The organism is Fervidobacterium gondwanense DSM 13020, from assembly GCF_900143265.1.
GTDB lineage: Bacteria > Thermotogota > Thermotogae > Thermotogales > Fervidobacteriaceae > Fervidobacterium > Fervidobacterium gondwanense.
The window spans coordinates 439143-452641 of the sequence record NZ_FRDJ01000001.1; the positions used below are offsets into that span (position 1 = coordinate 439143).

9 protein-coding genes are annotated in these 13499 nt (G+C 42.3%); 8 read left to right on the forward strand and 1 reads right to left on the reverse strand.

Going from position 1 to position 13499, the window contains the following annotated elements:
- The first annotated feature begins 75 nt into the window (after positions 1-75).
- Together BUA11_RS01980 and BUA11_RS01985 are read left to right on the forward strand one after the other, a co-directional pair.
- A complete protein-coding gene (locus BUA11_RS01980) occupies positions 76-1473 on the forward strand; it encodes a TldD/PmbA family protein (protein ID WP_143145238.1) in 1398 nt (465 codons plus the stop codon).
- On the forward strand, positions 1470-2777 hold the full coding sequence (locus BUA11_RS01985) for a TldD/PmbA family protein (RefSeq protein WP_072757743.1): 1308 nt from the start codon (positions 1470-1472) through the stop codon (positions 2775-2777). The genes BUA11_RS01980 and BUA11_RS01985 overlap by 4 nt, the downstream gene beginning before the upstream one ends.
- A gap of 133 nt (positions 2778-2910) precedes the next feature.
- On the opposite strand, the gene BUA11_RS01990 is transcribed toward BUA11_RS01985, so the two are convergent.
- Positions 2911-6300 carry a fibronectin type III domain-containing protein gene (locus tag BUA11_RS01990; RefSeq protein WP_072757745.1) on the reverse strand — a complete coding sequence of 1130 codons (3390 nt, stop codon included), beginning with the start codon at positions 6298-6300 and terminating at the stop codon, positions 2911-2913.
- Between the two features lie 305 nt (positions 6301-6605).
- Between BUA11_RS01990 and BUA11_RS01995 the strand changes: the two genes are divergently transcribed.
- Genes BUA11_RS01995 through bgaS form a run of 6 tightly spaced genes read left to right on the forward strand, consistent with a single transcriptional unit; the run spans position 6606 to position 13484 of the window.
- Positions 6606-8285 carry an ABC transporter substrate-binding protein gene (locus BUA11_RS01995; RefSeq protein ID WP_072757747.1) on the forward strand — a complete coding sequence of 560 codons (1680 nt, stop codon included), beginning with the start codon at positions 6606-6608 and terminating at the stop codon, positions 8283-8285.
- 24 nt (positions 8286-8309) lie between these two features.
- Positions 8310-9299: an ABC transporter permease gene (locus BUA11_RS02000; protein WP_072757749.1), complete on the forward strand. Its 990-nt coding sequence runs from the start codon at positions 8310-8312 to the stop codon at positions 9297-9299.
- Positions 9299-10141 carry an ABC transporter permease gene (locus tag BUA11_RS02005; protein ID WP_072757750.1) on the forward strand — a complete coding sequence of 281 codons (843 nt, stop codon included), beginning with the start codon at positions 9299-9301 and terminating at the stop codon, positions 10139-10141. The genes BUA11_RS02000 and BUA11_RS02005 overlap by 1 nt, the downstream gene beginning before the upstream one ends.
- A 36-nt stretch (positions 10142-10177) precedes the next feature.
- The gene (locus tag BUA11_RS02010) at positions 10178-11134 is read left to right on the forward strand and encodes an ABC transporter ATP-binding protein (RefSeq protein ID WP_072757751.1); all 957 of its coding nucleotides are present in this window, start codon (positions 10178-10180) and stop codon (positions 11132-11134) included.
- Positions 11127-12053, forward strand: a complete 927-nt coding sequence (locus tag BUA11_RS02015; RefSeq protein ID WP_072757752.1) for an ABC transporter ATP-binding protein — start codon at positions 11127-11129, stop codon at positions 12051-12053. Before BUA11_RS02010 ends, BUA11_RS02015 begins: the two co-directional genes overlap by 8 nt.
- 30 nt (positions 12054-12083) lie before the next feature.
- On the forward strand, positions 12084-13484 hold the full coding sequence (gene bgaS, locus BUA11_RS02020) for a beta-galactosidase BgaS (RefSeq protein ID WP_072757753.1): 1401 nt from the start codon (positions 12084-12086) through the stop codon (positions 13482-13484).
- Positions 13485-13499 lie beyond the last annotated feature (15 nt).

The following is a 13499-nucleotide window of genomic DNA, read 5'->3' on the forward strand; positions in this document are numbered from 1 at the left end:
TAAACATGGTATAATTTATATATAGTTCGTATCACGAACTATTATAAATGTTTTTTATTGAAAAGGGGTGAGACTGTGTTGGAACTGTTTGATAAGCTCTTTGTTGAAGAGATTTTGGCAACGGTTATCAGATACGGCGGAGATTTCGCTGAAGTATTCGTAGAAGATAGGTATTCAACAAACATCGATTTGAAAAACGGAAAAGTCGAAAGTGCACAGACCGGTCGTATGTTCGGAGTTGGAATCAGGGGATTTCTTGGTGATAAGGCAATATACGCTTACACAAACGACATATCAAGAGAGAATATTCTGAACGTGGCAAAACGCGTCGGTGAAGCTCTCGGAGAGGTAAAGGTTAAGGATTTTTCTATTGATTTGAGAAAACAGGAACTAAGTAACAAGCATGTCGTTATTTTACAGCCAGAAGAAGTAAAGAAAGAAGCAAAGGTAGGGTATATGAAAAAAGCTTACGAAGCGGCGAAGAAGTATTCACCGATAATTGCACAAGTTGTCGTTCGCTACTGGGATTACAATCAGAACATCTTGGTTGCGAATACGGAAGGCGTTTACGTAACAGACAACAGAGTAAGAACAAGGCTAATGATAAACGCCGTCGCAATGAAAGACGGTCAGATGGAATCTGGTTTCTACGGACCGGGTGCTGGGATGGGACCGGAATTTTTGGAGAGAATAGATGTTGAGCAAGCAGGTGTGAGAGCCGCAAGGATAGCCGTTCGAATGGTCGATGCACAACCCGCACCGGCAGGCAAGATGACAGTTGTCATCTCAAACGAATTCGGTGGGGTTATATTCCACGAAGCAGTTGGACATGCTCTCGAGGCTTCGTCTGTTGCAAGAGGCATGTCGGTCTTTGCCGGAAAACTTGGCCAGCAGGTTGCAGCTGAATGTGTCAGCGCTGTTGACGACGCAACGATTCCTAATGCTTGGGGCAGTGCGAATATTGACGACGAGGGAACGCCGACTCAGAGAACTACACTCATTGAAAACGGCGTACTGAAAAGCTACATGATTGACAAGCTCGGTTCAAGAAGAATGGGTATGCCGTCAACGGGGAGCGGGAGAAGGCAAGATTACACATTTGCACCAACATCGAGAATGAGCAACACATTCATCCTTCCAGGAGATCACCATCCAGAAGAGATCATAGCATCCGTTGAATATGGTCTGTACGCAAAGACGATGGGTGGTGGCTCCGTGAACCCAGCAACGGGCGAATTCAACTTCGCAGTTAACGAAGGATACTTGATAGAGAATGGAAAGATTTCGAAACCAGTTAAAGGCGCAACGCTTATAGGGAAAGGATACGAGATAATTCAAAAGATAGAGATGGTAGGAAACGACGTGGCAAGAGGTCAAGGAATGTGCGGTTCTTACAGCGGCTCCATACCAGCAGACGTTGGGCAACCGACCATAAAGGTTAGGGAAATAATCGTTGGGGGGCGAAACGCATGACGTTCAACGAATTCAAAGATAAGATATTCGCACTTGCAAAGAAGAATAGCGTAGACGTGCAGATTAATTATTCAAAAAATAGAAATTTCCAAGTGAGATATCAAAACGGTACGATGGATCAATACACCGACGCAGGAAAGTTCAAGATTACTGTTCAAGTCTTAAAAGACGGAAAGCTCGGAACTTCGTACACTGAAACATTCGATGCACCGGAAAAGGTTTTCGAAGACGCACTTGAGAACATTTCGATAGTCGACAGTGAAGATACTGAATACTTCTACGATGGCTCCGGAAAGTATCCAGACATAAAACCATACGATGGGGCATTCGAAAACCTTCCTGTCAAACAGAGGCTTTCATACGTTGAAAGAGCACATGAAGAAGTAAGAAAAAGCCCAGAAATACTAAACGACATGGCTGTTTACGGAGATCAGATGAGCGAAGTGAAACTCGTAAACACACTTGGACTCGATTTGTCACATACGTACGGCGGAGGTTTCATGTATGCTATGGCTGTAGCAAAAGATGCATCGCCACGTTCGGCAGTAGAGTTCGCACTGAGTAAAAGACCAGAAGAAATTGATCCAGTACATGTCGGAAGAAAAGCACGAGAAGAGGCACTTGCACTCGTTGGCTCAAAGTCAGTCAAGAGCGGTAAGTACCGCGTTATCCTGAGAAATGATGTATTTTCAGATATTTTGTCGTTACTAATCTCCATGGTCAGCGCAGAAAACGCGCAGAAGAATCTCTCACCACTCAAAGGAAAGCTTAACGAAGTGATAGCAAGTGAAAACTTCACTGTAAAGGATTTACCATACCATCCGCTGAGTATCAATTACACTCCGTTTGATTCCCAAGGAGTGCCGACAAGAGAAAAGGTTGTAATAGATAGAGGAACTTTCAAGACTTTTCTGCACAACTTGAAGACAGCGAAGAAGGATGGCGTTGAGCCAACTGGAAATGCCGTTGGTTCTTCTATCCAGCCTATAAACCTTTGTGTCGAACCCGGAAATCTTGATTTCAACGGCCTGCTGGAAAGACTCTCGGATGGTCTTGTGATAATCGAAGTGGAAGGCATGCACTCAGGTGCAAATCCAATCTCAGGTAATTTCTCGCTCGGTGCAAAGGCGTTCAGAGTTGAGAATGGAAAAATTACCCACGGTGTTGAGCAGATTACAATTTCTGGCAATTTCTTAGAAATGCTTAATAAGATAGAAGCAGTCGGTAATGATCTTAGAGCCTTTATGGGAATAGTAACGCCATCTGTTTTGATAAGCGAACTTGATATAGCCGGAAACGTGTGATTAGTCGATAAATGGATGTAATAAATCAGAAGAGGGCATGAGAACCGCCCTCTTCTATTATTTTATTAATTATTAATAAGAATAAGAACGGCGGTGTTTTAGACACCGCCGTTTCTTATCCGTCAATAGCGTATTACTTCACTTTGAATATCCAAATGTCGCTGCCGCCTAAGTTGGTGCCTACATCGATGTTCTTGGAGAATGTTGTACCAAGAACAATAACTGAACCATCTTCGTCTATGAACACATCATATGCATAATCAGATAGGCTTCCTCCATATGTCTTAGACCATCTCAGATTTCCTTCATTGTCTATGTCGATCAACCAAGCGTCCGCCGCTCCTTTTGTACCATCTAACTTCGACACTGTGTAACCAACTACTATGAATCCTCCATCTTCAAATTCTGCAGCAGAATATGCTATATCTTCGTCCTGACCGCCTAACGTCTTTATCCAGAGAATTTCACCTGCTGGGTTGACTTTTGCAATCAGAACGTCCCAGTATCCTTCGTTTTTCTGCACATCTCCATCAACTGATGTTGTGTAACCTACGAGCAAGAAGTTTCCATCTCTTGTTGGAAGCAACTTAGCGATCTCATCTTGATCAGTTCCTCCATATGCTTTGTTAACTGTAATCTCTTTGAAGTCCTTAGTCACTTTGAATATCCAAATATCTGAACTGCCGTGGTTGTATGGGATGTTACCTTCAAGTGAGTATGTCACATTTGCAATCAGGTAACCATCCTCAAGTTCAACAGCATCAACAGCTTTATCTCTGTCAAGACCTCCAAATGTCTTACTTGCAAGTATGTTACCTTGTCCATCAAGTTTCAGCAACCAGCTGTCCCAAGTACCGATGTTACCTCCAGTGTCACCGTTTACAGAGTTTGTTGTACCTACGACAAGCAAGCCATTATCAGATGTTGGTATAACTTTTGACGCAATATCGTTACCCGTACCGCCGTATAATTTTATCCACTTCGTTTTACCTTCTTTATCAAGCTTTGCAACCAAGTAGTCCCAACCACCCTTGTTGACATTGCCCGCCACTTCTTTCGAGAGTGTATAACCGAGCACTACATAGCCATCAGCTGTCTCTTTGATATCTGCTGCTTCATCCCAACCTTTGCCGCCGAGCAATTTAATCCACTCTACTTTTAAATCTTTTGTAAGCTTTGCAACCAATATGTCAGATTCTCCCATGAATCCTGGTACGCTATCAGATTGAGTGTTTCCAACAACTATATATCCGCCGTCGGAGGTTCTCAAAAGCTTTCTTCCAGTGTCTTGTGCCTTTCCGCCTATGCTGAGCTGTTTTTGCACAGTTGGGAGCTTAGTCCTGAATGTGAAGATATCGCTTTCTATTTGTCCAAACTCGTTACCAGCAACAATCTGCCACCTGTATTCTGTTCCGAAATGCAATTGTGGTAATGCGTATTCGTTGCTTTCAAATCTTCCAACAAGCTCAAGTGTGGTTGTACCAAAGTAGAGGTTGAAATCTTTTGCCCTTTCGCTTTCCCACTTGAGCGTTACGTCAACAGGAACTTCTTGCGCACCGTTTTCTGGATAGATAGCTTTTGGCTTTTCTGGGATCTGACCTGTTGTGAATTTCCAAACTGGTCCTTCGCTTTGACCAAATCGGTTCTTTGCAACGACTTTCCAGTAATACGTGGTTCCGAACAACAGATCAGTTATTTCAACTGCACTTTCTTTGAGGTCAGTTTGGAAGAGTTCCAGCATATCCTCTGTAAATCCAACGTATATGTCGTATGCCTCTGCTTTTGCACTTTCCCACTTCAGAACAAGTTTGTTAAATTGATCAACAGCACCATCTTCTGGGTCAGGATTGAATGGTACTGCTGGGACGTTACCTACCGTGAATTTGACGACCGGGCTTTCAGCTTCACCAAATCTGTTCTTTCCGACAACCTTCCAGTAGTAAGTTGTGCCAAGTTCTAAATCTTTCAACGCAAATACGTTCTCGGTGATATTTTCAGCTACCAATTCCAACGCTTCCGGTGATTTTCCTACATAAACATCATAAACATCTGCACATTCGAATTCCCAAGAAAGCTCCAGATCTTTCCAAACATCCTCTTCGCCATCCGATGGATATAGTATGTTCAAGAATTCCGGTGCTTTTCCTGTTTTAAACATTTCAACGTTGCTTTCACTTGCTCCGAAGTCATTCTTGGCAACAACTTTCCAGAAGTAAGTTGTATCCTGTGGCAATTCATACGGTAATGTGAATTCAGATTCTGTTGTAGTCGCTATAAGTTCAAGATTTTCATAGTCTTCACCAAAATACAGTTCATACTCGTTCGCATCTTCACTGGACCATCTGAACGTTGGTTGTATCCAAACTTTCTCACCAGTTGGTTCAATAAGCTCAGGTTTTGTTGGCACATCACCTGTTGAGAATATCCACACAGGACCTTCCGTTTCTCCATAAGCGTTCTTTGCAACCACTTTCCAATAATAAACAGTCCCGAGTTCGAGCTTTTCGGTATCATACATCGGTTCTTCAACGGTTGCAACAAGCTGTAATTCTTCAGGTGATTTTCCAAAGTACACATCAAACTCTGCTGCCTTTTCCGACTGCCACATGAGTCTTGGCTCGATCCATACTTTTTGAGCACCATCGTATGGGACTGGTTCATCTGGAATCGTTGGAGCATCACCTATTCTGAACTTGAAGACCTTGCTTTCAGTTTCACCGAATGCGTTCTTTGCAACTATCTTCCATTCGTAAGTCGTCGATGGTTTGAGTTTTTCGAGTTCATACTTGTTATCAAAGTAGTTTTTCTCAAGAATCTCTAAATTTCCTTCTTCGCCAAAATAGATATCGTAAAGCTTTGCTCTCTTGCTTTGCCAAGTCAAAGTGATGTTTGGAAGGACATCCACAGCTCCATCTTCTGGTTCAATCTCTCCAATCTCTCCCGGTATGAATTCAGTGTTTTGGAAATCGATAAGGGCATTTACGAGAACACCACCTGTGCCAATTAGTACGTTTAGAGGTATGTTAGCAAGCGATATCCTGTCCCTTACAACCTCAACGGCGTCTTTTCTACCGTATGCAACGATGCGTTCGTCCTTATTGTCAACCATACCAAGTACTTTGACTATAACGTTGTACTTGCCAGCTTTAAGTTTTGCGATAAGGCCTGTTGCTTGACCTGTTTCCCTATCATAGTTCAATTCATACGGTCCTTCAACCACATCCTGGTTGAAAATCTCAACCGTAGCCCGAGTTATCCATATGCCATTTTCAAGTAAGGCTTTATCGAGTTCTGAAAGTCCAAGAGAGTACTCCTCGTATTCACCAGGAGGTAGGATTGGCTCGACTATCGGAGCATACTTTTGCAGTATGTTCTGAAGCGCTTCGTTTAAATCAACGTTTGGATTTTCAAGAAGAGCTTTGAGTTCGTAGTACAACTTTGCAAGCGGTGTAGTTTGGGTGACCTGTGCGATTGAGAGAACTGAAACAAGAACAATAACTACCATGAACAGAAGTTTCCTCATATACTTCCCCCCTTTTGGATATTGAGTTTTTAGGAACTTATAAGCTGAAATGATTATACACCTTCTATATTATAACACCAAATATTTGAATCATTGCAACAATTTTTTATTTTTTCCTGAGTTAGACAATTTTCATAAAAACTCGGAGAAGAACTCAAGTATAAAATTTGAAGAAGATTTTTACAACGATAGCCGAGAACAGGTGTGATAAAATACAAAATTTCAATTTATGAATGTAAATATTTACGCAATAGAATATTGACGTATGCCCTTATGGGCAGATTATCTAAATAGGAGGGGTCGGTATGAAAAGGTTTTTCATAGCGGTTTTGGTGATTGTTGTCTTTGCTACAGCACTTTTTGCGGATGTGGTCTACAAAAGGGATGAAACTCTTTACGCTGGCGGTGGTATGTGGTCACCACCATCAAACTGGAACCCAATCACGCCATGGAATGCAGTAACAGGTACCGTTGGCTTGATCTATGAAACTCTTTTCGGTTATAACCCACTGACTGACGAGCTTATTCCGTGGCTTGCTGAGAGCGGAAAGTGGACATCGAAGAACACATACGAGCTCAAATTGAGAAAAGGAGTCACCTGGACCGATGGTACTCCATTTACCGCAAGAGATGTAAAGTTTACATTTGAGCTTGCAAAGAACATTCCAGAAGTGTCTTACAGCCCACTTTGGACTTGGATTGCAAAGATCGATACTCCAGACGACTACACCGTTGTATTTACATTCTCAACGCCAAGATACCACGAATGGGCATGGCAACTCTATCAGCTCCCGATAATCCCACAACACATTTGGTCAAAAAAGTCTAAGGACGATGTTTTATCAGGAGCGAATGAAAAACCAGTTGGAACAGGTCCGTATATAGCAGAAACCTGGGCAGACGACAGGATGGTGTACTTAAGAAATGAAAATTGGTGGGGGAATAAAGTGTACGGTCAACCAAAGCCGAAAAGAATTGTCTACTTGAGAGTTTTAAGCAACAATGTCGCCCTCGGAATGATAATGAAAGGCGAACTTGACATATCGAACTTCTTCCTACCAGGAGTTCCAACACTGAAGAAAACATATTCCGACATACACACGTGGTTTGAAAAAGAGCCATACATGCTTTCTGACAACACAGCATATCTGTTCATCAACACAACAAAGAAACCTCTCAACGATCCAAACCTCAGGCGAGCACTGGCATTTGCTATCGACCCATCGGTTATAGCAAAGACGGTTTTTGAAGGACAAGTTCTGCCAAGCAACTCCGTTGGTTTCCTTCCAATAAAGGGTTGGATGAAATACTACCCAGAGAACGCAGTGAAACAACTCGGGTTCAAGTACGATCCAAAGACAGCGAGAGATCTGCTTGACAAGGCTGGATATAAAGACGTGAACAAAGATGGATACAGAGAAGCACCGGATGGTAGCAAGTTCAAGATATCGATTATCGTTCCATTCGGCTGGACTGACTGGATGGAATCTATAAAGATCATAGCATCACAACTTAGAGCTGTTGGCATCAACGCAGAAGCACAGTTCCCGGATTACAGCAAGTACTGGGAAGATTTGACGGCTGGAAAGTTCGACATGGCTATCAACAACTTCAGTTCGCAGATGAGCGTTTCACCTTGGACAATGTTCAACTGGCTATTCAACTCGAATATCGATGAATACATGTACAACGGTAACTTCGGAAGGTACAAGAACCAAAAATTGTTTGACTTAATCACTCAACTTAATTCAACACCGATGGAAGATATCGCTGCAAACAAGAAAGTTGTCGAACAGATTGCTGAAATCTTCTTGAAAGAAATGCCTGCAATTCCACTCTGGTACAACGGTATGTGGTTCCAGGCAAGTACACAAGTTTGGAAAAACTGGCCAAGCGAAAAGTCACCGTACGCATATCCAGTCACATGGGGCGGAAGATGGCAGACTGGCGGAGTGCTGATGCTTATTGGAATAACGAATAAATAAGATCGTTGGGCTGAGGTGTGTTTGATGAAAAAATACCTTAGGACAAAAATCTTAGTCTACATACTTACTTTCATATTTGCTGTAACTATAGATTGGTTGATTCCCAGGCTCATGCCTGGGAATCCCATCCTTGTCTTAGTCTCAAGATTCTCAGGGCTTCCGGAGTCCGCAAGAGTCATGTACAGCTATTTAACAAAAGCATTTGGTCTTGACTTGCCAATGTGGAAGCAATACATAAACTTCTGGATAGCATTCTTTAAAGGAGACCTCGGCATAAGTATATACCTTTATCCGAAACCTGTCTTGGATGTTCTAAAGAGCGCTCTTCCATATTCATTGGGCGTGCTCTTGCCAGCGATTATTCTTAGCTGGATCGTTGGAAATTCTCTCGGCGCTATTGCGGCACGCAGAAAGAGATTAGACTCGATTATGCTACCAATTATGTACTTCATCACTGGGGCACCATACTTGTGGTTGGGTATATTGCTTGCCTATTATCTCGGTGTTGTCTTAAGGTGGTTCCCAATTGCTGGTGCTTACAGCTATGCTTTGAGACCTCATTGGTCGTGGCTATTTGTAAGCGATTTTCTGAAGCATTGGATATTACCATTCTTGTCTCTTTTCATCATCCAACTCGGCGGTTGGGCAATTGGGATGCGGAACATGGTCATATACGAACTTGAACACAATTACGTGAGATATCTTGAAACATTGGGTGTGAAGAGAAAACTAATACGAAAATATGCGTTCAGAAACGCCATATTGCCACAAGTCACCGGATTGGCATTGCAACTGGGTACAATTATAGCTGGCCAGGTGACAACCGAAGTTGTCTTTTCTTATCCAGGAATTGGATACATCCTTACTCAAGCAATCTTGAACCAAGATTACTTCCTGATTCAAGGTTGTTTCTTGTTCATCATTATAGGTGTTCTTGTTGCGAACTTCACGGTTGATTTCGTTTACATCGCACTCGACCCAAGAATTAGGTATTCGTACGGTGGTGAGGTATAATGGGAGAAATAATGTTCTTTGCGTTCAGAAATAGAAAACTTCGAGCAGGACTTTCCATCGTTCTTTTCTTTTTAGTATTAGCACTCATCGGTCCATACATATCAAAATACAAAGATCCCTTAGAATATGTAGGGGCTGGTTATCAGCCACCAAGCAAAGATTACTGGCTCGGAACAACGACTTTTGGTCAGGATGTGTTCACTCAGCTTGTGTTTGGACTCCGTTCGTCTTTCTTTGTTGGATTGTTAGGCGGAGGGCTTGCCACACTGATAGGGCTTATTATCGGTTTCTTCGCCGGATACGAGGGTGGATGGATAGACGAGTTGTTGATGATGCTCACGAACATTTTGTTGGTCGTACCAACGTTGGCTTTGCTCATAATCATAGCGGCTTACTTGCCTTACAGAGGCGTTTTTATACAGAGCATCATAATCGGCTTCACAGCATGGCCTTGGACAGCCAGAGCGGTAAGGGCACAGACGCTTTCTCTAAAAGCGAGAGAATTCGTCAACTTAGCTCGAATAAGTGGCCGGAGCCATTTGAAGATAATCATGTACGAGATCATGCCAAACATGTTGTCTTACGTTTTCATGGTCTTTATCCTTCAATTTGGTGGTGCTATTCTGGCAGCTGTTGGTCTTGATTTCATTGGTCTTGGACCAACAAAAGGAATATCCGTCGGCTTGATGCTCCAGAATGCTGTGCTTTGGAACGCGATTCAGCTCGGAATGTGGTGGTGGGCAATACCACCGGGATTAGTCATAACACTCATCGTTGGTGCACTGTACTTCATGAACGTAGGGCTCGACGAGGTCTTCAATCCAAAACTTAGAGAGATGTAGCTTATGGATAATTGGAAAAAGGAGCCGTGATAATAGATGCTTGAAGTAAAGAATTTGAAAGTTTATTATAGAACCCTTAGAGGTTACGTGAAGGCTGTTGACGATGTTACTTTCCATGTTGCAGATAATGAACTCCTCGGACTTGCAGGTGAATCCGGCTGCGGGAAGTCAACTCTTGGAAATGGATTGATACTTCTTAAACCTCCTATGAATTACTTTGGTGGCGATGTATTGCTCGATGGTGAGAGGCTTCCAATAGAGAATTTCGAAGAGATGAACAAGTATAGGTATCATAAAATATCAATCATACCGCAGTACGCGATGGATGCGTTAAATCCAACAAGAAAGATAGGTGTTTACATTCGAGAAGTTCTACAAAGCAAAGGGATCGATCCAGAGAGTATCATGGATAGATTAATTGAAAGGCTCAAATACGTTAATCTCTCAGAGAGAGTATTGAAGATGTACCCAATTGAACTATCTGGAGGTATGAAACAAAGATTAGTCATGGTGATTTCTACCTTGCTCAATCCTTCACTCCTGATAGCAGATGAAATCACATCAGCGTTGGATGTCTCATCTCAAAAGGCAGTTTGCTTGATGATCAAGGGTTTTAAAGAAGCAGGGATTGTCAAATCATTGATATTCGTAACTCACGACTTATCTGTGCTCTACCAAATTGCTGATAGGATAATGATCATGTACGCCGGAAAAGTTGCAGAGATAGGCACAACTAAGCAATTGATTGAGAACCCCGTGCACCCATACACTAAGTTGCTCCTTTCATCGTTACCAGAAGTTGGCATTAGGTATACCGAAAAGCTGCTTTCTGGAATTCCCGGACAACCTCCTCATCTTCTGAATCCGCCACAAGGATGCAGGTTCAAAGATAGGTGTCCACTTCGAGGAAAAGAGTGTGATGAAGAACCACCGTTAGTTCAGGTTGAAGAAGGACACGTCGCTTACTGCTGGAAGGTGAAGTCCAATGCTTGAAGTCAAAAATCTCACAAAAGCATATTCTGTCGGTTCTTTCGGGAAAGAGAAATTCTACGCTGTTGATAATGTTAGCTTTACAATATCAGACAATGAAATCTTGTCTTTAATAGGCGAGAGTGGGAGCGGAAAAACGACTATTGGAAAGCTCATTCTTAGGCTTTTAAAACCCACGAGTGGTACCATACTTTACAACGGAATAGACATCGCTTCATTTAAGAACTTAAAGGAATACTACAAACATGTGCAGGGTGTCTTCCAAGACCCGTTCAGCTCTTATAATCCTATATTTAAGATAGACCGTGTTTTCGATATGATACGGGAAGAGTTCTATCCTTCTGTGAACGGCACAGAGTGGTTAGAAAGAGTGAAGAGCGTGATTGAAGATATCGGACTTAACCCAAAGGAGATCCTCGGAAAATTCCCACACCAACTGAGCGGTGGGCAACTCCAAAGACTTCTTATAGCAAGGGCTTTACTTATGGATACCAAGTTTTTGGTTGCGGATGAAATCATAAGCATGTTGGACGCTTCAACAAGGATAGATGTTCTGAATACGTTAATAAAACTCAAAGAAAAAGGACTCTCAGTTCTATTTATAACACATGACCTTTCTCTTGGATATTATACAAGTGATAAGACGATCATCCTTTACCGAGGATCAATCATGGAAGTTGGCGATACAGTAAAAGTTTTCAACAACCCACTCCATCCATATACAAAGATGCTGCTCAACTCAGTGCCGACAGTTCACAAAAAGTGGGAAAAAGACACCATAGCCCTCGAAGGAAAGAACGTACCAGCGGGTTTTTGTAAATTCTACGACAGATGCCCATTTGGAGATTCAATGTGCAAGAACGTGGAACTAGGAGAAGTTGAATCAAATCACAGTGTTGCCTGCGTGAGAGCAACAAAATAAATCTTTGATTCTGAAGTAGGAGGGATTTATATGTTTCCAAAAGACTTTATGTTCGGAGCTTCGCTTTCAGGTTTTCAGTTCGAGATGGGAAATCCAAACGATCCAAAGGAAGTTGATCCAAACACTGACTGGTTTGTCTGGGTGAGAGAACCAGAAAACCTTGTCAATGGAATAGTGAGCGGGGATCTACCAGAATACGGCGCTGGGTACTGGAAAAACTACGAGAAGGTTCACCAACTTGCAGTCGATTTCGGCATGGACACTCTTAGGATAGGCATTGAATGGTCGAGGGTTTTTCCAACATCGACAAGAGAAGTACCGACAGGCGACGGAATGCTTGAAGCGTTAGACAAGATAGCAAACAAGGAAGCAGTTGAGCATTACAGGAAGATTATGGAAGATATGAAATCTAAAGGGTTAAAGGTTTTCGTGAACCTCAACCATTTCACGTTACCTTTATGGATACATGATCCAATATCTGTGCACAAAGGCATTCCAACAGACAAACTTGGGTGGGTTAGCGACGATACTCCTATTGAATTTGCAAAGTACGCAGAATACATAGCTTGGAAATTCTCGGATATTGTTGACTATTGGTCAAGCATGAACGAACCGCACGTCGTTGCTCAGCTTGGCTATTTCCAAATACTTGCGGGATTCCCGCCAAGTTATTTCAGACCAGAGTGGTACATCAAAAGTCTTGTAAACGAAGCAAAAGCACACAATTTAGCTTACGATGCAATTAAGAAATACACCAGCAGACCTGTCGGAATTATTTATTCTTTCATCTGGTACGATACAGTAAATCCTCAAGACAGGGACATATTCGAAAATGCAATGTGGTTAACAAATTGGTACTATATAGACATGGTGAAAGACAAAGCAGACTACATAGGAATCAACTACTATACAAGGTCTTTAATCGATAGGCTTCCAGCTTCCGGAATGAAATTCGGTGATTTTGAGTTGAACTGGTATCCACTCCGTGGATACGGGTACGCTTGTCCAGAAGGCGGCATGTCGCTGTCTGGTAGGCCAGCAAGTGAATTTGGTTGGGAAGTTTATCCGGAGGGATTGTACAATTTAATCAAGGCTATATATGAAAGATACAAGAAGATTATCATCGTTACGGAAAATGGCATAGCTGATGAAAAGGATAAGTACAGATCGCACTATCTCATATCACACCTTTACGCTGTCGAAAAGGCTATGAACGAGGGTGCCAATGTGATAGGTTACCTACACTGGTCAATAGTTGATAACTACGAGTGGGCAAAGGGTTACAGCAAGAGATTTGGGCTCGCATACACAGATTTGGAAAAGAAAATATACGTACCGAGGCCATCGATGTACATATTCAGAGAAATCGCAAAAACAAAGAGCATAGAACAGTTCAAAGATTATGATCCATACAAACTTATGAAATTCTGAGCATAGAAGGTGTGT